Source organism: Bradyrhizobium sp. BTAi1, assembly GCF_000015165.1.
Classification (GTDB): Bacteria; Pseudomonadota; Alphaproteobacteria; order Rhizobiales; family Xanthobacteraceae; genus Bradyrhizobium; species Bradyrhizobium denitrificans.
The window spans coordinates 7,937,212-7,957,837 of record NC_009485.1 but is presented as its reverse complement, the minus strand read 5'-3'; the positions used below and the strand labels follow the sequence as shown (position 1 = coordinate 7,957,837).

General features: G+C 65.8%; 18 protein-coding genes. 15 read left to right on the top strand and 3 right to left on the bottom strand.

Annotated features, from left to right (window positions below):
- The first annotated feature begins 188 nt into the window (after positions 1 to 188).
- The 3 genes from BBTA_RS35430 (at position 189) to BBTA_RS35420 (ending at position 3,427) form a co-directional block, all read left to right on the top strand.
- On the top strand, positions 189 to 902 hold the full coding sequence (locus BBTA_RS35430) for a shikimate kinase (protein ID WP_012047311.1): 714 nt from the start codon (positions 189 to 191) through the stop codon (positions 900 to 902).
- The gene (aroB, locus tag BBTA_RS35425; protein WP_012047310.1) at positions 899 to 2,047 is read left to right on the top strand and encodes a 3-dehydroquinate synthase; all 1,149 of its coding nucleotides are present in this window, start codon (positions 899 to 901) and stop codon (positions 2,045 to 2,047) included. Before BBTA_RS35430 ends, aroB begins: the two co-directional genes overlap by 4 nt.
- Before the next feature lie 75 nt (positions 2,048 to 2,122).
- On the top strand, positions 2,123 to 3,427 hold the full coding sequence (locus BBTA_RS35420) for an HlyC/CorC family transporter (protein WP_012047309.1): 1,305 nt from the start codon (positions 2,123 to 2,125) through the stop codon (positions 3,425 to 3,427).
- Positions 3,428 to 3,490: 63 nt separating this feature from the next.
- On the opposite strand, the gene BBTA_RS35415 is transcribed toward BBTA_RS35420, so the two are convergent.
- Entirely contained in the window at positions 3,491 to 3,760 is a 270-nt protein-coding gene (locus BBTA_RS35415) for a BolA family transcriptional regulator (protein WP_041751115.1), read from the bottom strand.
- A gap of 110 nt (positions 3,761 to 3,870) precedes the next feature.
- Here BBTA_RS35415 and BBTA_RS35410 point away from each other — a divergent pair, with 110 nt between their 5' ends.
- Entirely contained in the window at positions 3,871 to 4,512 is a 642-nt protein-coding gene (locus BBTA_RS35410) for a J domain-containing protein (protein WP_041751114.1), read from the top strand.
- Between the two features lie 43 nt (positions 4,513 to 4,555).
- Here the strand turns inward: BBTA_RS35410 and BBTA_RS35405 are convergent, their stop codons facing one another.
- Positions 4,556 to 5,644: a citrate synthase/methylcitrate synthase gene (locus tag BBTA_RS35405; protein ID WP_012047306.1), complete on the bottom strand. Its 1,089-nt coding sequence runs from the start codon at positions 5,642 to 5,644 to the stop codon at positions 4,556 to 4,558.
- Between the two features lie 83 nt (positions 5,645 to 5,727).
- On the opposite strand from BBTA_RS35405, the gene BBTA_RS35400 reads away from it, so the two are divergent.
- Positions 5,728 to 6,951, top strand: a complete 1,224-nt coding sequence (locus BBTA_RS35400; protein ID WP_012047305.1) for a citrate synthase family protein — start codon at positions 5,728 to 5,730, stop codon at positions 6,949 to 6,951.
- A 15-nt stretch (positions 6,952 to 6,966) separates the two neighbouring features.
- Here the strand turns inward: BBTA_RS35400 and BBTA_RS35395 are convergent, their stop codons facing one another.
- A complete protein-coding gene (locus tag BBTA_RS35395) occupies positions 6,967 to 7,623 on the bottom strand; it encodes a DedA family protein (RefSeq protein ID WP_012047304.1) in 657 nt (218 codons plus the stop codon).
- 293 nt (positions 7,624 to 7,916) lie between these two features.
- Between BBTA_RS35395 and cobS the strand changes: the two genes are divergently transcribed.
- From cobS to BBTA_RS35345, 10 genes are all read left to right on the top strand, one after another.
- On the top strand, positions 7,917 to 8,915 hold the full coding sequence (gene cobS / locus BBTA_RS35390) for a cobaltochelatase subunit CobS (RefSeq protein ID WP_041751113.1): 999 nt from the start codon (positions 7,917 to 7,919) through the stop codon (positions 8,913 to 8,915).
- Between the two features lie 140 nt (positions 8,916 to 9,055).
- Positions 9,056 to 10,957: a cobaltochelatase subunit CobT gene (gene cobT / locus BBTA_RS35385; RefSeq protein ID WP_012047302.1), complete on the top strand. Its 1,902-nt coding sequence runs from the start codon at positions 9,056 to 9,058 to the stop codon at positions 10,955 to 10,957.
- Positions 10,958 to 11,017: 60 nt separating this feature from the next.
- Positions 11,018 to 12,094: an esterase-like activity of phytase family protein gene (locus BBTA_RS35380; RefSeq protein ID WP_012047301.1), complete on the top strand. Its 1,077-nt coding sequence runs from the start codon at positions 11,018 to 11,020 to the stop codon at positions 12,092 to 12,094.
- 109 nt (positions 12,095 to 12,203) lie between these two features.
- Positions 12,204 to 13,316: an NADH:flavin oxidoreductase/NADH oxidase gene (locus BBTA_RS35375; protein ID WP_012047300.1), complete on the top strand. Its 1,113-nt coding sequence runs from the start codon at positions 12,204 to 12,206 to the stop codon at positions 13,314 to 13,316.
- A 233-nt stretch (positions 13,317 to 13,549) separates the two neighbouring features.
- A complete protein-coding gene (locus tag BBTA_RS35370) occupies positions 13,550 to 14,650 on the top strand; it encodes an LLM class flavin-dependent oxidoreductase (RefSeq protein WP_012047299.1) in 1,101 nt (366 codons plus the stop codon).
- A gap of 78 nt (positions 14,651 to 14,728) precedes the next feature.
- Positions 14,729 to 15,154 carry a hypothetical protein gene (locus BBTA_RS35365; protein WP_012047298.1) on the top strand — a complete coding sequence of 142 codons (426 nt, stop codon included), beginning with the start codon at positions 14,729 to 14,731 and terminating at the stop codon, positions 15,152 to 15,154.
- Between the two features lie 353 nt (positions 15,155 to 15,507).
- Positions 15,508 to 17,055: an ABC transporter substrate-binding protein gene (locus BBTA_RS35360; RefSeq protein WP_012047297.1), complete on the top strand. Its 1,548-nt coding sequence runs from the start codon at positions 15,508 to 15,510 to the stop codon at positions 17,053 to 17,055.
- 82 nt (positions 17,056 to 17,137) lie between these two features.
- Entirely contained in the window at positions 17,138 to 18,109 is a 972-nt protein-coding gene (locus BBTA_RS35355; protein ID WP_012047296.1) for an ABC transporter permease, read from the top strand.
- On the top strand, positions 18,106 to 18,945 hold the full coding sequence (locus tag BBTA_RS35350; RefSeq protein ID WP_012047295.1) for an ABC transporter permease: 840 nt from the start codon (positions 18,106 to 18,108) through the stop codon (positions 18,943 to 18,945). The genes BBTA_RS35355 and BBTA_RS35350 overlap by 4 nt, the downstream gene beginning before the upstream one ends.
- Before the next feature lie 3 nt (positions 18,946 to 18,948).
- Entirely contained in the window at positions 18,949 to 20,583 is a 1,635-nt protein-coding gene (locus BBTA_RS35345; protein WP_012047294.1) for an ABC transporter ATP-binding protein, read from the top strand.
- Positions 20,584 to 20,626: the final 43 nt, after the last annotated feature.

Sequence of the window (20,626 nt, the reverse complement as noted above, 5' to 3'; positions counted from 1 at the left end):
ATGTCGTGCGCGAGATGCCAACGACCAGCCTGTCTCACGCTGCATTCTGTGGGTATGGGTTCCGGCCTCGCGCTTCGCGCGCCCCGGAACGACGTCCGGGAAACGACGTCCGGGACGTGGGCCTCCGGCTGCACGGGCTGGAACAGGATGCCTTTGAAAGCAGCAAGGGCTGGGCTAGAAGCCTAGTGATGATCGAACCGACGCAATCCGCACCCAACCCAGCCGCTCCGGAGGCCGCGATTACCGCGGCTCTCGGCAAGCGGCTGATCGTGCTGGTCGGCATGATGGGCGTCGGCAAGTCCACGGTTGGCCGGCGGCTCGCGGCGCGGCTGCGGTTGCCCTTCGTCGATGCGGATACCGAGATCGAGACGGCGGCCGACATGACAATCCCGGAGATCTTCGAATCCCGCGGCGAGGACTATTTCCGGAATGGCGAGGCCCGCGTGATCGCCCGCCTGCTGGAGAATGGTCCGGCGGTGCTGGCGACCGGCGGCGGGGCCTTCATGCGCGAGGAGACGCGCCGCCGCATCCACGAGAAGGCGGTCTCGATCTGGCTGAAGGCCGATGCCGACGTGATCATGCGCCGGGTTCGCCGGCGGGCCGATCGGCCGCTGCTGCAGACCGCCGATCCTGAAGGCACGGTCGCGCGGCTCTTGAGCGAACGCGAGCCGGTCTACCAGCTCGCCGACCTCACGATCTGCTCGCGCGACGTGCCGCACGACCGTGTGGTCGAGGATTGCATCGAAGCGCTGCAGGCGTTGCTGTTGCCCGCGCCGGAGGCCGAGGTCCAGCCTGCCACGCCGCAATCCGATCCGGGCCAGACCGATCCCGTCCAGGCGGATCCGGTTCAGGCGGATTCCATGCAGACCGATTCCATGCAGGCGATGAGCGCGCTCCGATGACTGCCCCCCTGAAGACTTTCGATCCGATCATCGTCGACGTCGCGCTGGGTGAGCGTGCCTATGACATCGTCATCGGCCGCGGCGTGCTGGCCTCGCTCGGTCAGCGCATCGCGGCGCTGCGTCCGGGCGTGCGGACAGCGATCGTCACCGATCGGACCGTGGCCGCACACTGGCTGAAGCCGACCGAGGCGATCCTGGCGGAGGCGGGCATTCCGTCTTCGACCATCGTCGTCGAGGAGGGCGAGGGCTCCAAGACCTATGCCGGCCTGGAAAAGGTCAGCGAGGCGCTGATCGCAGCGAAGATCGAGCGCAACGATCTCGTCATCGCGCTCGGCGGCGGCGTGGTCGGCGATCTCGCCGGCTTCGCGGCGGCCATCCTGCGCCGCGGCGTCAACTTCGTGCAGGTGCCGACCTCGCTGCTGGCACAGGTCGATTCCTCGGTCGGCGGCAAGACCGGCATCAACTCGCCGCAGGGCAAGAACCTGCTCGGCGCCTTCCACCAGCCGGTGCTGGTGATCGCCGACACCGCCGTGCTCGACACGCTGTCGCCGCGCCAGTTCCGCGCCGGCTATGCCGAGGTCGCCAAATACGGCCTGCTCGGCGACGCCGGCTTCTTCACCTGGCTGGAGGCCAACCACGCTGACATCGTCACGGGCGGTGCGGCACGCGAACATGCCGTCGCCACCTCTTGTCGCGCCAAGGCGGCGATCGTCGCCCGCGACGAGCGCGAGACCGGCGACCGCGCGCTGCTCAATCTCGGCCATACTTTCGGTCATGCCCTGGAGGCGATCACCGGCTTCTCCGATCGCTTGTTCCATGGCGAGGGCGTCGCGGTCGGCATGGTGCTGGCGGCGCAGTTCTCGGCCGAGCTCGGCATGCTGCCGCCGGACGATGTCACGCGGATCGAGCGTCACCTTGCCGCGGTCGGCCTGCCGACCCATTTGCAGGATATCGCCGGCTTCGCCCAGGAGGGGATCGGCGACGCCGACCGGCTTTTGGCCTTGATGGCGCAGGACAAGAAGGTCAAGCGCGGCAAGCTCACCTTCATCCTGATGGAGGCGATCGGCCGCGCGGTCATTGCCAAGGACGTCGATCCGGCGCGCGTCCGCGACTTCCTGCAGGCCAAATTGCACCGTCGCGGCTGATCTTGTGCGCTTTACGCCGCGTTGAGCAGTGGCGGCGCATCATCGGCAGCTTTCATCGAGGGTGACATCGGCGTCATGGACTGGATCACACTCACCATCGTTCTCGTCTGTCTCGGCGCCTCCGCCTTTTTCGCGCTGAGCGAGACCGCCCTGACCGGCGCCTCCCGCGCCTCGATGCTGCGGCTGTCGAAACAGGGCAATCGCGACGCCGACGTGGTCTCGAGCCTGTTCGACATGCGCGAGCGGCTGATCGGCGCGCTGCTGCTCGGCAACAACATCGCCAATATCGCCGCCTCGGCGCTGGCGACGGGCATCTTTACCGCCTGGTTCGGCGAGGTCGGCGTGCTCTATGCCACGGGTGTGATGACCGCCTTGGTCGTGATCTTCGCCGAGGTGCTGCCGAAGACGATCGCCATCAACGCGCCGGATCGCGTCTCGCTCGCGGTGGCCCGGCCGATGCGCGCGACCGTGATCGTGCTCGGTCCGGTGCTCGCCGTCATCGAGGCGATCGTGCGCGTCCTGATGCGGCTGATCGGCTTCAAGGTCGGTGCCAACCAGCCGATCCTGTCGCCGACCGAGCGCCTGCGCGGCGCCGTCGACCTGTTGCACCACGAGGGCAAGGTCGAGAAGCAGGACCGGGACATGCTCGGCGGTCTGCTCGACCTGCGCGAATTGCAGGTGTCCGATGTGATGGTTCACCGCACCGAGATGGTGATGGTGAATGCGGACCTGCCGCAGGAGGAACTGGTGCGCGAGGTGCTGGCGTCCGAATATACGCGTATCCCGCTGTGGCGCGGCACGCCGGAAAACATCATCGGCGTGCTGCATGCGAAGGATCTGTTGCGCGCGATCCGCTCAGCCGAGGGCGATGTGTCGCATATCGATGTCGCGTCGCTGGCGCTGCCGCCCTGGTTCGTTCCCGAGATGCGTTCGGTGTCGGAACAGTTGAAAGCGTTCCGCCGGCGCAAGACGCATTTCGCGCTGGTCGTCGACGAGTATGGTGAGGTCGAAGGTATCGTCACGCTCGAGGATATTCTCGAAGAGATCGTCGGCGACATCTCCGACGAGCAGGACGTGCAGGTCGCCGGCGTGCGCGTGCAGCCGGATGGATCGGTCGTCGTCGACGGATCCGTGCCGATCCGCGATCTCAATCGCGCGATGGATTGGACGCTGCCGGATGAAGAAGCGACGACGGTGGCCGGTCTCGTGATTCACGAGGCGCGCTCGATCCCCGAGCGCGGCCAGAGCTTCACCTTCCACGGCTTCCGCTTTCGCGTGCTGCGCCGGGAACGCAATCGCATCACCGCGCTGCGCATCGTGCCGGTGCCGCGCGGCGAGACAGAGGAGACGCGGCCGCGCCGTGCCGGCACGGCGTTCTAATCATGGTCGCGCGCGCCGGTATCTGGGATTTGTTGCCAGGCTTCTGGTGTCAGCGTTCTGATGTCAGGCTTCGCCGGGTGCCTTCGCATGCAGCGCCAGCGCATGCACCGAGCCGGCAAGTTCCGCCGCCAATGCGGCGTTGATCAGGCGGTGGCGATCGACCCGGCTCTTGCCGGCAAAGGCCTGCGACACAATATACACGCGGAAATGGGTTTCACCGCTCGGCCGGTGTCCCATGTGGCCTGCATGCAGATGTGATTCGTCCTGCACATCGAGGCTTTCCGGCGAGAAAGCTTCGCGCAACTTTTCGATGATAGCATCTTGGGTCCGCATGGTCTCTGGAAATACGCATCAAATTATTTTTCGTCAATCGGCGGTCCCCGCCTGAGGTATTCGCAATGTCAAGACTTGAAGCTTTTCGCGTTGCGTAGTCAAAGTCCGCCATGCCGATCGATTCAAACAAATTCTTCGACTCCATCCGCATCAAGCCCAAAAAGCAGGCTGCGCGGCAGCCGGTGCGCGAGGAGGCTCAGCCGTGCCAATGGCCGGACTGCACGAACCGAGGCTCGCATCGCGCGCCGAAGGGGCGCGAGAACGCGCGCGAGTATTGGCACTTCTGTCTCGACCACGTGCGCGAGTACAACCAATCCTATAATTTCTTCTCAGGCATGAACGCCGAGGCGGTCGCGCGTTATCAGAAGGATGCGCTGACCGGACATCGCCCGACCTGGAAGATGGGCGCGAATACCTCGGCCAAGCGCGGCACCGGCAGCCCCGAGGCCGATCTCGGCGATGCGTCGGATCCGTTCAGCGTGTTCGCCGAAATCAACGGCCGCGGCAGCTGGCGGCCCAATCCGCAGGCGGCGCCCAAGGCGGAGACGCGCAAGGTCTTCAACGCCGAGCGCAAGGCGCTGCAGGTGATGGGCCTCGGCCCCGATGCCACGCTCGAGGACGTCAAGGTCAAGTACAAGGCGCTGGTGAAGCAGCACCACCCCGACGCCAATGGCGGCGATCGCTCCACCGAGGATCGCCTGATCGAGATCATCAAGGCCTATAATTACCTCAAGACCGTGGTGAAGGGCTGACGCGGCAGCGGGGTCACGCTGCCGCGTCGTTCATGCGACGGGGTCAGGGCTTCGGCCCGATATAGGCCGAACTTGGCCGGATCAGTCGTCCCGTCCGCTGTTGCTCGCGGGCATGTGCGGTCCAGCCGGCAACGCGCGCCACGGCGAAGATCGGGGTGAACGCCTGGCGCGGAATCTTCAGCGCATCGAGCAGGATGGCGGTGAAGAACTCGACATTGGTATCGAGCACGCGCTCGGGATTTTTCTGCCGCAGCGCGGCGCGGATATAGGCCTCGACCTCGCTCGCGAACGGCAGATCGGCGCCACTGCCGGCCAGCCGCGCGATCGCTGCCTTCAAGACGTCCGCGCGGGGGTCGCGCACCCGATAGATGCGGTGGCCAAACCCCATCAGCCGCTCGCCACGCCCGAGCGCCGCATCGACCCACGGCTTGATGTTGTCGCGGGTGCCGATCGCATTCAGCATCTCCAGCACAGGCTCCGGCGCGCCGCCATGCAGCGGGCCGGTGAGCGCGCAATAGCCGGCGGTGACCGAGGCGAACAGATCGGCCTGGGTCGAGGCGATCACGCGTGCGGCAAAGGTCGACGCGTTCATGCCGTGATCGCTGACCGTGACCAGATAGGTATCGAGCGCGGTGACCTCGCCAGCCTCCGGGGTGCCGCCGCGTACCATGCGCAGGGTGTCCGCGGCGTGGGTCGCGGTGGGGTCGGGAGCGATCGGCTGTGATCCCAGTGCGCGCTGGACGAGCGCGCCGGCGATGACCGGGCAGGCGCCGACGATCGTCGCCTCGTCGGAGAGTCCTGCTTCCGGCCGCAACGCGGCGACGGCCGCGCGGAAGCCGTCGATGATCGGCAGTTCGGCGGTGGCCGCCAGCAACTCGGGAAGTCGCGCAAAGGCGCGCTGGCGGGCAAGCCCGAGGCTCGCGCGGACCTCCGCGTCGCTGACGCTGCGCTTGGTCGCTGCGCTCCACAGCCGGGCGGTGACACCTTCGAAGCCTGCGCTGGCTGCAAGATCGGCCACCCGGCGACCGGCAATGATGAGCTCGCCCTGCTGACCGTCGACATGGCTGAGCACGGTCTCGGCAGCGGGGATGCCATCAAGGCCGATAGGGGACTTTGCGAGCTGAATCGTCATGGCGGGATCTCCTTGTGTGAATGATCACGCCGGTAAGATCCGTCCGGTCGACAGCTTGATCAATCTTGATTAAGCTGATCAATATGAAAAAAGACAGTGGCCTTTACCTATCGGCCCGCGAAGCCTCGGCCGAACTCGCGATCTCGCCTGCGACCCTCTACGCCTATGTCAGCCGCGGCCTCGTGCGCTCGGAGCCGTCGCTGGATTCGCGGAGCCACCGCTATCGCGCCGAGGACATCCGGGCCTTGAAGGAGCGGCGGGCGCCGGCTCCGGAGCCGCGGGTGTTCCGCAGCTTCGATGCGGACCTGCCGGTGTTCGATTCCGCGGTCTCGACGATCACCGAGGCCGGTCCGATCTACCGCGGTGTCAATTGCGTCGATCTGGCCGAGCGCGATTCGCTTGAACACGCTGCGACCCTGTTGTGGGACATCACCGCGATCGATCCGTTCGCGCCCGACAACATGCCCCACATCTCCGGCGAGATGCGCCTGATCGCCGAGGCGGCGCGCCGCGCGGCGCCGATCGACCGGGCCATCGCCGTCCTGGCGCTGGCGACGCAAGCAGATCCTGCCGCGTTCAACCGCGCACCCGACGGTCGTGCCCTGGTCGGCGCGCGCATCCTTCGCCTTGTCGTTGCGGCCATGCTGGACGCCGCGCCGTCCGCCGAGCCGCTTCACATCCAGGTAGCCAAGGCCTGGGCAGCCGAGCACAAGCATGCGCCCGACCTGATCCGCCGCACTTTGGTGCTGCTTGCCGATCACGAGCTGAACGCCTCGACCTTCACTGTCCGCTGTGCGGCGTCGACGGGGCTCAGCCTCTATGATGCGGTCATTGCGGGTCTCGCCGCCCTCAAAGGCCCGCAGCATGGCGGTGCCGGCGTGCTGGCCTCGCAGCTGGTGAAGACCCTCATCGATCGCGACGTGGCACCGCTGATCCGCGAGCGGGTGGCGCTCGGCGAGCGCTTCGCGGGCTTCGGCCACGGCGTCTACAAGCGCGGCGATCCGCGCGCGATCGCGCTGCTGGATGCGCTGACGCGCGCCGGCGCGCCGCGCAAATTCACTCGTGAGGTGCCGGAGCGGATCGCGGAGGCGACCGGCGAGTTCGTCAATATCGACTATGCGCTGGCGGTGCTGGTGCACAGCCTGCGGCTGCCTGCGGGCAGCGAGCTGGCGTTGTTTGCGATGGCCCGCTGCGTCGGCTGGATCGCCCATGCCTGCGAGCAGCTGCAGTTCGGCCGCCTGATCCGGCCGCGCGCCCGCTACACCGGACCCGTGCCCGGCCGCGGCGCCATTCTGGATCCGCTTTAGCGGGTGAGGCCGCGCCTATTCGGCCGTCCCGGCCGCCAGCTGCGTCTCCCGCCGCTTGCGCACCAGCCGCAGCACCAGCCAGACCACGATCGTGCCGGCGACCGCCGCGATGATCCAGGTCGATTTGGCGATGTGGCTGTGATGCGGGATGCCGCCATAGCGATGCAGCAGCTGCACCGCGAAGACGCCCGGCAGCACGTGGGCGCAGGCCCACAGCGCGATCGCGGGAATGTTCACGGCGTAGAAGCGAAGGGGCGGGATATCGAGCGCGCCCGCCGTGATCGGTACCACGGCGCGGATCGGGGCCACGAACCGGGCGAAGAAGATCGCGAGCGTGCCGAAGCGGTGGAAGAAGGCCTCGCTCTGCGCCACCAGCCGCGGATAGTTCGAGAACGGCCAGGCCGTGAGGATTTCGCGCTGCTGGCGATGGCCGATCCAGAAGGCCCCGCCATCGCCGAGCACCGCGCCCAGAATGGCCGCGGCCAGCACCCATTGCAGCGTCAGCTCGCCGCCCGGAATCAGCGCGCTCAGCGCCAGGATGATGGTCGTGCCGGGGACCACCGAGCCGACGATCGGGACCGCCTCGAGCAACGCCGCCAGAAACAGGGTGAGATAGGCCAGTCCCGCATGCGCGGAGACGAAGGCAATCAGGGGATCAAGCAGATGGGCCACGCGGTTCCTGCTGATGGGAAAGGTTGGAGGCTTATCGATAAGTAGGAACCCCGCTCCCGAGTGCCACGCCAGAAGGCTGGACGCGAGACTCGCGGCGAAACGGTGGCGCTTTCCGCAGGGCAGCCTTCCAAAAACGTCGTCCCATGCCTATCTCGATGATATAACGACGGAACTTTGATCAAGGCTTAGGCTTCTGCCCGCGCGTGCTCTCTGCTAGGCTGGCGCCCGAAGCCCTTCAACCGCAGCCAAACATGAAATCTGGTTTCGGGAATGCCCGGGACCTCGGAGGATGAATGACGACCGCCGCTACGACCAATGCGCAGGAGATGACCGGTGTGCCCGACATGAAAGTGTCGGTGCGGCAGGTGTTCGGGATCGACAGCGACCTTGAGGTGCCGGCCTTTTCCGAAAGCGATCCGCACGTTCCCGAAGTCGACGCCGACTACCGTTTTGACCGCGCCACCACGCTTGCGATCCTGGCCGGCTTCGCCAAGAACCGCCGCGTAATGGTGACCGGGTATCATGGCACCGGAAAATCGACCCATATCGAGCAGGTCGCCGCCCGCCTGAACTGGCCCTGCGTGCGCGTCAACCTCGACAGCCATATCAGCCGCATCGATCTGGTCGGCAAGGATGCGATCGTGGTCAAGGACGGCAAGCAGGTCACGGAATTCCGTGACGGCATCCTGCCCTGGGCGCTCCAGCACAATGTGGCGCTGGTGTTCGACGAATATGACGCCGGCCGCCCGGACGTGATGTTCGTGATCCAGCGCGTGCTCGAAGTCTCGGGTCGGCTGACCCTGCTCGACCAGAACAAGGTCATCAAGCCGCATCCGGCCTTCCGTCTGTTCGCGACCGCCAACACCATCGGCCTCGGCGATACGTCGGGCCTCTATCACGGCACGCAGCAGATCAACCAGGGCCAGATGGACCGCTGGTCGATCGTGACGACGCTGAACTATTTGGCGCATGATGAGGAGGTCGAGATCGTGCTGGCCAAGGCCAAGCACTATCAGAACCAGCAGGGTCGCGACACGGTGAACAAGATGGTCCGGCTTGCCGACCTCACCCGCAACGCGTTCGCCAATGGCGACCTGTCGACGGTGATGAGCCCGCGCACGGTGATCACCTGGGCCGAGAACTCCGAGATCTTCGGGGATATCGGCTTTGCCTTCCGCGTGACGTTCCTCAACAAATGCGACGAGCTCGAGCGTCCGCTGGTCGCGGAATTCTATCAGCGCTGCTTCAACGCCGAGCTGCCTGAATCCGCCGTCAACGTGGCGCTCAGCTGACAAGGCGTCGTCCCGGCCGCGAGACCGGGACCATACGTCGTGACATTCGGCACGACGCTGACATTGGCGTCGACACGAATGAATGACCGCCGGTGGCTACGGCTCCCGGCGTTCGCCGGGACGACAGCGGCAGGGACAAGATGACGACATCCAACAGCAAACTCCGTCCCGGAACCAAGGAGGCGCCGACCGAGCCGTTCAAGCGCTCGGTGACCGGCTGCCTGCGCGCGATCGCGAGAGCGCCCGAGCTCGAAGTCTCCTTCGCCGCCGAGCGGCCGGGCCTTGCGCCGGGCAAAGCGCGGTTGCCGGAGCCCGCGCGCAAGATGACCAAGCGCGATGCCGCGGTCGTGCGCGGCCATGCTGATTCCATCGCGCTGAAACTCGCCTGTCATGATCCGAAGATTCACCGCAAGCTGATCCCCGGCAATCCGCAGGCGCGTGGCGTGTTCGAGGCGGTCGAGCAGGCCCGTGTCGAGGCCATCGGTGCCAAGCGCATGGCCGGTGTCGCCAAGAATCTCACCGCGATGCTCGACGATCACTTCCATCGCGGCAAATATGACGAGATCACCGACCGCGCCGATGCGCCGCTGTCGGATGCGCTCGCGATGATGGTGCGCGAGCGGCTGACCGGTCTGGCGCCGCCGAATGCGGCGCGCAAGGTGGTCGATCTCTGGCGGCCCTTCCTGGAGGAGCGAATCGGCTCGCAGCTCGACGAGCTCGGCCGCTTCACCGAGGATCAGGCCAAGTTCGGCGACCTCGTCCATGACCTGTTGTCGGCGCTCGATCTCGGCGATGAGCGCAACGCCGATTCGGAAGAGGATGAGGACAACGACGACAATCGCGACGGCGACAACGACCAGTCCGGTGCCGAGGGCTCGCCGGAGTCCGACGCCGCGCAGGAGATGAGTGCCGACCAGGCGCAGACGACATCGGACGAGATGTCGGAGAGCGCGATGGAGGCCGCGCAGGCGTCTGCGTCCGATACGCTGGATGACGGCGAGCTTGGCGATGACGAGACGCCGGGCGAGGCGACGCGGCCGAACCGCGGCGGCGCCAACGAGCCGCGCGGTCCCGAATATCACGCCTTCGCGCCGAAATTCGACGAGATCATCGCGGCCGAGGACCTCTGCGACCATGACGAGCTGGAGCGGCTGCGCTCCTATCTCGACAAGCAGCTCGCGCACCTCCAGGGCATCGTCGCGCGGCTCGCCAACCGGCTGCAGCGCCGGCTGATGGCGCAGCAGAACCGCGCCTGGGAGTTCGACCTGGAAGAGGGCATTCTCGATCCGGCGCGGCTGTCGCGCGTGGTCATCGACCCCTACCAGCCGCTGTCCTTCATGCGCGAGAAGGAGGCCACCTTCCGCGACACGGTGGTCACCTTGCTGCTCGACAATTCCGGCTCGATGCGCGGACGGCCGATCACGGTGGCCGCGACCTGCGCCGACATTCTCGCCCGCACCTTGGAGCGCTGCGGCGTCAAGGTCGAGATCCTCGGCTTCACGACGCGGGCCTGGAAGGGCGGGCAGTCGCGCGAGGCGTGGCTCGCGGCCGGCAAGCCGGCCAATCCCGGCCGTCTCAACGATCTGCGCCACATCATCTACAAGGCCGCGGACGCCCCATGGCGCCGGGCGCGCAAGAATCTCGGCCTGATGATGCGCGAGGGTCTCCTGAAGGAGAACATCGACGGCGAGGCGCTGGACTGGGCGCACAAGCGCCTGCTCGGCAGGCCCGAGCAGCGCAAGATCCTGATGATGATCTCCGATGGCGCGCCGGTCGACGACTCCACGCTGTCGGTCAATCCCGGCAACTATCTCGAGCGCCACCTGCGCCACATCATCGAGGAGATCGAGACCCGCTCGCCGGTCGAGCTGATCGCGATCGGCATCGGTCACGACGTCACGCGCTACTACCGTCGTGCGGTCACGATCGTCGATGCCGAGGAGCTTGGCGGCGCCATCACCGAGAAGCTCGCCGAATTGTTCACCGAGACTCACGCGGCGCCGCAGCCTGCGCGTGGGCCGAAGCGCAAGCTGCATTCGTAATCGGGAGCGGATGCGTTCCTCCCGCATGTGGGAAGCTGTGGGGAGGGGGCCCCTCGAGCGATGTCGCTGCAGGCGATCTCCGACCGCAGGCGCTTTCTTGCGCTGACCTTGGCCGGGGTGGCGACGCTCGCGGGCGCGGGGACAGCTCGCGCGCAATCGACGCCGGCGCCGGTCCGGAGGCGGGCGGCCACCGACGAGCATTCGGTCACAGCGGCCGTCAAGATCGAGGTCAAGGCGCGGCCGCTGCCCGCGTTCGACCTGCGCGATCGCACGCGTCTGCAGTTCGGGAAATTGCACTACCGCACCGGTGTGGCGCTGACCTCGTCCTATCCGGGGTTCGGCGGATTGTCCGGCCTCCGGCTGGATGCCAAGGGCGAGCGCTTCCTTGCCATCAGCGACAAAGGCGGCTGGTTCACCGGCCGCATCGTCTATTCCGGCCACGAGATCACGGGGCTTGCGGAGGTCGAGGCGGCGCCGTTGCTCGGGCCCGACGGACGGCCGATCACCGATCGCGGCTGGTATGATTCCGAGTCGCTCGCTCGCGATGGCGACGTCGTCTATGTCGGCCTTGAGCGCGTCAATCAGCTGCTGCGCTACGATTTCGCCAAAGGCGGCACCGGCGCACGCAGCGAGATCATACCGTTGCCGCCGGCCGCCAGGCGACTGCCCAACAACAAGGGCCTGGAGGCGCTGGTGGTGGTGCCGAAGGGCCTGCCGCTCGCGGGCAGCGTGATCGCGATCTCCGAACGCGGCCTGGACGCGAACGGCAATCTGCTGGCGTTCCTGATCGGCGGCCCGGCTGCGGGACAGTTCAGCATCATCAGAAGCAACGATTTCGACATCAGCGATGCCGTGCTGCTGCCGTCGGGAGAGCTCCTGATTCTGGAACGCAAATTCTCGCTGTTCAGCGGCGTCGGCATCCGGATTCGTCGGCTGTCACTGGCGCAGATCACGCCGGGCGCGCTGGTCGACGGTCCCGCGATCTTCGCAGCCGATCTCGGCCAGGAGATCGACAATCTCGAAGGCATCGATGCGCACGTCACGCCGGAGGGCGACACCGTGCTGACATTGGTGTCCGACGACAATTTCTCGATGATCCAGCGTACTTTGCTGTTGCAGTTCACGCTGATGGAATGAGCTGCGACATCGCTTCGGACGGCGCGTTGACCGCGGGCCGCCGATGGCCGACACTTGCGAAACATCAGACCAGCGCGCCTTCCGTCGTCCACCCTTCCGGAACATCCGCATGAGCGTCCTGTTTACTCCGATCAAGCTGCGTGGCCTCGAACTCGCCAACCGCATCGTTGTCTCGCCGATGTGTCAGTATTCGGCCGAGAATGGCGCCGCCAATGACTGGCACTTCACCCACATCAACACGCTTGCGCTGTCAGGCGCGGCGATGTTCTGCATCGAGGCGACGCATGTCGAACCGATTGGACGCATCACGCCGGGCTGCCTCGGCCTGTGGGACGATGCGACCGAAGCGGCGCTGGTGCCGATTCTGACATCGGTGCGCAAGCATTCGAAGACGGCGATTGCGATGCAGCTCGCCCATGCCGGCCGCAAAGGGTCCAGCCATAAGCCTTGGGATGGTGGCCAGCAGATTGCTCCCGCGAGCGGCGGGTGGCAGACGGTCGCACCTTCAGCCGTGCCCCACAAAGACGGCGAGCTTGCCCCAGAGGCGCTCGATACCGACGGCTTGGCGCGCATCCGCGACGCCTTCGTTTCGGCAGCGCAGCGGGCTGCGCGGCTCGGCATCGATGCGATCGAGCTGCATGCTGCGCACGGCTATCTGCTGCATCAGTTCCTGTCGCCGCTCGCTAACCGGCGCAGCGACGCCTATGGCGGTTCGCTGGAAAACCGCATGCGGTATCCGCTCGAGCTCTTCGATGCCGTGCGCAGCGTGTTCCCGGCCGACAAGCCGGTGGGCGTGCGGGTGTCGGCGACAGACTGGGTCGACGGCGGTTGGGATCTCGACCAGACCATCGTCTTCGCGCAGGAGCTCAAGCGCCGCGACGTCGATTGGATCGACGTGTCCTCGGGCGGCGTGTCGCCGTTGCAGAAGATCACCCTCGGGCCCGGCTATCAGGTGCCGTTCGCGGCGGCCGTGAAACAAGCGACGGGACTTCCGACCATGGCGGTCGGCCTCATCACGCAGGCGCAGCAAGCCGAGGAGATCGTTGCATCAGGCAAGGCCGACATGGTCGCGCTCGCCCGCGGCATGCTCTACGATCCGCGCTGGGGCTGGCATGCCGCGGCCGAACTCGGCGGGCAGGTGGCCGCGCCTCCGCAATATTGGCGCTCGCAACCGTCGACGCAGAAGGAGCTATTCGGCCGAACGACGTTCGGCGCACGTTGATGTGAAATTGGCGGCGGGCCCCGGCGTCCGGGGCGTGATGTTGCGGCGCCTCGACACAGAATTCGCGTCATCATTCCGCCAGCGACACAGCGGACGATTGTCGCTGTCCGACGAAGTGCTAGTCTTCGCAGACCACGTGCGGCGTTGCCGACTCGGTTGGTCGTGTTTCGTCTCGCGTGACGATGAGCGCATCGCAAAGATGCGCCGCAATATAACAGCGAGAGGAAAGCGCCATGGAAATCGGATATTTCACGATGCCCTCGCATCCGCCGGAGTGCGGATTGAAGGAGGGCCACGATTGGGACCTGAAGGTCCTGCGATGGCTTGATGAGCTCGGCTATCAGGAAGCCTGGATCGGCGAGCATCACACCGCGCCCTGGGAGCCGCACCCGGCACCCGATCTGCTGCTTGCGCAGGCCTTCCGCGAGACCAAGACCATCCGGCTTGGGCCGGGCGGTTTCCTGCTGCCCTATCATCATCCGGCCGAGCTCGCCAATCGCGTCGCGATGCTCGATCATTTGTCCGAAGGTCGGCTCAATTTCGGCATCGCCGCATCAGGCCTGCCGAGTGACTGGGCGATGTTCAACGTCGACGGCATGAGCGGCCAGAACCGTGAGATGACGCGCGAGGCGCTGGAGATCATCCTGCGGCTCTGGAGCGAGCCGGCGCCGTTCACGCACAAGGGCAAATACTGGACGGTGACCAAGCCGGACGTGATGTTCGACTTCCTCAAGCCGCACCTCAAGCCGGTTCAGGCGCCGCATCCGCCGATCGGCGTCGCCGGCCTATCGAAGAACTCGGATACGCTGAAGCTCGCCGGCGAGCGGGGCTTCATTCCGATGAGCCTGAACCTCAACCCGGCCTATGTGTCGTCGCATTGGGATTCGGTGGAAGCCGGCGCCGCCAAGTCCGGACGCAAGGCCAACCGCAGCGATTGGCGGCTGGTGCGTGAGGTATTCGTCGCCGACACGGACGAAGAGGCATGGCGCCTGTCGAGCGGCGACATGATGGGCCGGATGATGGGCGAATATTTCCTGCCGCTGCTCGGCCATTTCGGCTTCAAGGATTATCTGAAGCACGCGCCCGACGTGCCCGATTCCGACGTGACGGTGGACTATTGCGCCAAGCGCAATTGGATCATCGGCTCGCCGGCGACGGTGACCGAAAAGATCGAGAAGATCTGGCACGAAGTCGGCGGCTTCGGAACCCTGTGCGTGTTCGGCTTCGACTACAAGCACAGGCCGGAAGCTTGGCACAACTCGCTCCGCCTGCTCAAGCAGGAAGTATTGCCGAGGTTGCGCCATCTCAATGCCGATATGACCAAGGCGGCGTAGCCTTGCATTAATCACTTCTTGCGTTGATGACGGACGGATCGGCGGACCCCGCCGATCCATCATTTCCGAGGACTGCTCATGCGCCTTCGTGTGCGACAATTCGCCCATGTCCTCGAGCGCTCCGGTCTTGCTTTGGCGGGCGCCGCCTGCGGCCTGTTCGTCGGTGCCCATGTCGGCTCCAGCGTACCGGCCCTGACCACCCAGGGCTTTCTGCTGCTGATGATGGTGTCCGGCGCGTTCGGCTTCTATCTCGGGATCGACACGCCCCAGATACCTTTCCATCCGCATGAGGAGGGGACGCCGGCGGAACGCAAGATCGATGCTGCGGAGTTTCTCAGTGCGGTCGGAACCTTCCTTGCGACGCTGACGGCTTTCTTCGCCGTCGGCATCATCATTCTGCGCGAGGACCCGCACATCGTCTGGACCTCATTGATCATGGCGGGCTGGGTGATCGGCGTGGTGATGCAAATCGTCGCTGGTACAATCGCCCGTCTGAGGCGCTGATCGCGCTGGGCAAATCTCGGCCGCCAGACGATCTCGAGAGCGGTCACGCTGTTCAATTTTTGGGCTGATCCTGTCGCCACTTTCATCTCGCGACGATGACGACGACTTCGCGCGGCGATTCATGACAGCCGCGAAATCCACGATGCCCTGCCGGCAAGGCCCTGCGAACCCGCTCACGGGGCGTCCAGAGCATCGCAAGTGCGACGACCGCGGCCAAATCATCCGACAGCGCGCGTCATCGCTCCCGTCCATGCGCCCAGAGCAGGCGTCAGGTCGGAATGCCGCATGGCGATTCGTCGCGCGTTGGCGCGCTTGATGCATTGCAGCGGATCGAAACAGTTGGGAAGTTCATCATGTTGAAACGGGTATTGCTGGGTGTCGCCATCGGCTGCGTTCTGTCCGCGGCTCATGCTGAGGAGCCGAAGTCGGGCGGTGTCGTCAATGCTGTCATCCAGCCCGAGCCTCCCGGTCTGATGCTGGCCATGGTCCAGAACGGCCCGACCCAGATGGTGTCCGGTAATATTTTCGAGGGCCTGCTGCGCTACAGTCCCAAGCTCGAACCGTTGCCCGGCCTCGCAGAGAGCTGGACGATCAGCCCGGACGCGAAGGTCTACACCTTCAAGCTCAAGCCCGGCGTGACCTGGCATGACGGCAAGCCGTTCACCTCGGCCGACGTGCTGTTCTCGATCGAGATGTTGAAGCAGACCCATGCGCGCGCCCGCAACAACCTCGTGATGGTCGATAAGGTCGAGGCGCCGGATGATCTCACCGTGGTGTTCACCTTGAAGGAGCCGTTCGGTCCCTTCATCGGCATCTTCGAGGTCGGTTCGATGCCGATGGTCCCGAAGCATCTCTATGAAGGGACCGACTTCAAGACCAATCCGAACAACAACGCGCCCATCGGCACCGGGCCCTTCATGTTCAAGGAGTGGCAGAAGGGATCGTTCATCCGCATGGTGAAAAATCCGAACTACCACGAGAAGGGCAAGCCCTATCTGGACGAGGTCTATTGGCAGATCATTCCGGATGCGGCGGCGCGCGCCGTGGCGTTCGAAACCGGCAAGGTCGACGTGCTGCCGGGCGGCTCGATCGAGAATTTCGACGTGCCGCGCGTCTCCAAGCTGCCCGGCGCCTGCGTCACCGGCGCCGGCTGGGAGTTCTTCTCGCCGATATCCTGGATGTGGCTGAACCTCCGCAATCCGATTCTCGCCAACAAGAAGGTGCGGCAGGCGATCATGTATGCCATCGATCGCGACTTCGCCAAGGACGTGATCTGGAACGGGCTCGGCAAGGTCGCGACCGGCCCGTCGGCTTCGACCATCAAGTTCTACACTGACGACGTGCCGAAATATCCGTACGATCCGGCCAAGGCCAAGGCGCTGTTGAAGGAGGCCGGCTACAAGGGCGAGAAGATCCGCATGCTGCCGCTGGCCTATGGCGAGACCTGGCAGCGCTGGGGCGAGGCGGTGAAGCAGAACCTGCAGGACGTCGGCATGACGATCGAGACCATCGCGACCGATGTTCCCGGCGGCAACCAGAAGATCATGGAGTGGGACTACGATCTCGCCTTCACCTATCTCTATCAGTACGGAGATCCCGCGCTCGGCGTGTCCCGCAACTACATCACCTCGGCCATCGCCAAGGGGCAGCTGTTCAACAATGTCGAGGGCTATTCGAATCCGGAGGTCGACAGGCTGTTTGCCGAGGGGGCGACCGCGCCGACCGACGCCAAGCGCAAGGAAGCCTATGAGAAGGTGCAGAAGATCCTCGTCGAGGACGTGCCCGTCGCCTGGCTTCTGGAGCTGCAGTTCCCGACGATCACCAAGTGCAAGGTGAAGAACCTGATCACCACGGGCGTCGGCGTCAACGACGGTTTCCGGGACGCCTGGCTCGACAAATAGCGCTGTTTGAGGGAGCGCGGCCATCAGCGCCGCGCTCCAGCGCATCACTCGATCATGCCGAGCTGACCACCACGGGCCCTCTATGCTCTCCTTCATCGCCCAGCGCGTGGCGAAGGGCGTCATCGTCCTTCTGGCCATCATCGTGCTGAACTTCTTCTTGATCCGGCTGGCGCCGGGCGACCCGGCCGTCGTGATGGCCGGCGAAGCCGGTGCGTCCGACCAGCTGTTCGTCGCGCAGTTGCGCGAGAAGTTCGGCCTCGATCGTCCGCTGCCGGAGCAGCTCCTCATCTACGTCAAGGGGATCGCCAGCCTCGATCTCGGCTTCTCGTTCCGACAACAGGCCCCGGTGGCGAAGCTCATCGCGGAACGGTTGCCCGCGACCTTGCTGCTCACCCTATCGGCGTTCGCGATTTCGCTCCTGCTCGGCGTCTTCTTCGGTGTGCTGGCCGCGCGCTTCGCCGGCACCTTCCTGGATACCGCGATCACGGTGCTGGCGCTGATCTTCTATGCCACGCCGCTGTTCTGGATCGCGCTGATCGCGATCCTGCTGTTCTCCGTTTGGGCCGACTGGCTGCCGAGCTTCGGCTATGAGACGGTGGGCGCCGGCTACACGGGACTTCGCCATGCGCTCGATGTCGCCGCGCATCTGGTGATGCCGGCGGCGACGCTCGGGCTGTTCTTCATGGCGACCTACACCCGCATGACCCGCGCCTCGATGCTCGAGGTCAGACGGCTCGATTTCGTCAAGACCGCCAGGGCCAAGGGCCTGCGTGACGGCGTCATCCTTCGTCGCCACGTGCTGCGCAACGCGCTGCTGCCGGTGGTGACCTTGGCCGGCGTCCACGCCGGCACCCTGGTCGGCGGCGCGGTGCTGACCGAGACCGTGTTCGCCTGGCCCGGCATCGGCCGGCTGATGTACGACGCGCTGATCCAGCGCGATTACAATCTCCTGCTCGGCGTGTTCGTCGTCTCCTCCGCCATGGTGCTGATCTTCAATCTCATCACCGATCTCGTCTACCGCCTGGTCGATCCGCGCATCGAGTACGCCTCATGAAGCAGTTCTGGCGTACGATGCTGCGCAGCCCGAGCGGGATCATCGGGCTGATCATCCTGGTGCTGGCGATCGTGATCGCGGTGGCCGGGCCGTTCTATTTCCCCAACTCGCCCTGGCGCATGGTGCAGCGGCCGTTCGTGCCGCCGTTCACGGTGGCCAAGGTCCCGCTCGGCACCGATGCGCTCGGGCGCGACGTGCTGGCCGGCTTGATCTTCGGCGCGCGCGTTTCGCTGCTGGTCGGCTTGGTCTCGACCCTGGTCGCGCTGGTCGTCGGCGTGCCGCTCGGCGCCATCGCCGGCTATTTCGGCGGCCGTATCGATGATGCCCTGATGCGCTTCACCGAGTTCTTCCAGACCATCCCGAGCTTCGCGCTCGCCATCGTGCTGGTCGCGATCCTGCAGCCCTCGATCTACTCGATCGTCGCGGCGATCGGCCTCGTCAGTTGGCCGCCGGTCGCGCGTCTCGTGCGCGGCGAGGTCCTGAGTCTGCGGACGCGGGAATATGTTCAGGCCGCCATCGTCACCGGCCAGAGCAATGCCTGGATCATCTGGCGTGAGATTCTGCCCAACGCATTGTCGCCGGTCATCGTGCTGGCCTCGCTGATGGTCGCGACTGCGATCCTGCTGGAATCATCGCTATCGTTCCTCGGGCTCGGTGATCCCAACCTGATCTCCTGGGGCTACATGGTCGGCGCCGGCCGCACCGTGATTCGTCAGGCGTGGTGGATCACGGTGTTTCCCGGCGTCGCGATCCTGCTGTCCGTGCTCGGCCTCAATCTGATCGGCGAGGGCCTCAACGACGCGCTCAACCCGCGCCTGTCGCGCGAGGGCCGGTGACCCATGTCTGATCCCGTCGTTTCTGATCCCGTCGTTGCCATCAAGAACCTGCGCATCGCTTTGCCGAACGGCGCGGAGCGCACGCATGCCGTCGATGGTGTCTCGTTCGATCTCACTGCGGGGAAGATCGTCTGCGTCGTCGGCGAGTCCGGCTCGGGCAAGTCGATGTGCGCCCATGCGCTGCTCGGCCTGCTGCCCGACACAGTCAAGGTGGACAGCGGCGAGATCCGCTTCGACGGACGCGATCTGCTGACCGTCGACGAGGACGGCTGGCGCGATCTGCGGGGCCGCCGCATCGCGATGGTGTTCCAGGAGCCGATGACCGCGCTCAATCCGTTGATGCGGATCGGCGACCAACTGATGGAGGTATTCGAGGCGCACGATTTGCTGACGCCGCGGGAGCGCCGCGCGAAGGCGCTGGCGCTGGTGCGCGAGGTCGGCCTGCCCGATCCGGAGCGCATCATCCGGGCCTATCCGCACCAGCTCTCCGGCGGCCAGCGCCAGCGTGCGATGATCGCGATGGCGCTCGCGCTCGAGCCGGCCGTGCTCGTCGCGGACGAGCCGACCACCGCGCTCGACGTCACGACGCAGGCGCAGATCCTCAAGCTGATCCGCAATCTCCAGGCCAGCCACAACATGGCTGTCATGTTCATCACCCATGATTTCGGCGTCGTCGCCGATATCGCCGATCAGGTCGTGGTGCTGCGCCATGGCAGAGTCGTCGAGGAGGGCACGGCCGCCGCGGTGCTCGGCAGCCCGCAGCACGACTACACCAAGGCGTTGCTTGCTGCGGTTCCGTCCTTCGATCCGCCGCCGCGGCAATCGCGCGAGGCGGCGCCGCGGGCCGTGGAGGTGATCGGCCTCGACAAGACCTATTTGACGCCGACGGGCTGGTTCCGCCCCAAGCGCGAGACGCGCGCCGCCCATGCGGTGCATTTTGCCATCCACCAGGGTGAGACGCTCGGGCTGGTCGGAGAGTCCGGTTCGGGCAAGTCATCGGTCGCGCGGCTCGTCATGCGGCTGATCGAAGCGGACCGCGGCACGGTGCGCATCGGCGACGTCGATCTCACCGCGCTGGAAGGCCGCGCGCTGCGCGCCCAGCGGCATCGCATCCAGATGATCTTCCAGGATCCATTCGCGTCGCTGAACCCGCGCCGCAAGGTTGGTCGCATCATCGCCGATGGCATGGTGGCGCGTGGCACGCCGCTCGATACTGCGCTGAAGCGTGCGCAGGAGCTGCTGGCGATGGTCGGGCTCGATGCCGGCGCCACCGGTCGCTATCCGCATGAATTCTCCGGCGGTCAGCGCCAGCGCATCGGCATCGCACGCGCGCTCGCGCTCGATCCGGAGATCATCGTCGCCGATGAGGCCGTCTCCGCGCTCGACGTCTCCGTGCAGGCGCAGGTGCTGCGCCTGCTGGAGGATTTGAAGGCGCGGCTCGGCCTGTCAATGCTGTTCATCACGCATGATCTGCGCGTCGCCGCGCAGATCTGCGATCGCATCGCCGTGATGCAGAAGGGCGAGATTGTCGAGCTGAAGCCGACGGCGGCGCTGTTCGCCAATCCTGAGCACGCCTACACGCGCGAGCTGCTCGCGGCCGTGCCCGGACGCCGCCCCGAGATGGCGGTGATCTCGTAGGATCCGTCCGGGACGCGCCAGCAATGCTCGCGCGGGATCAGCG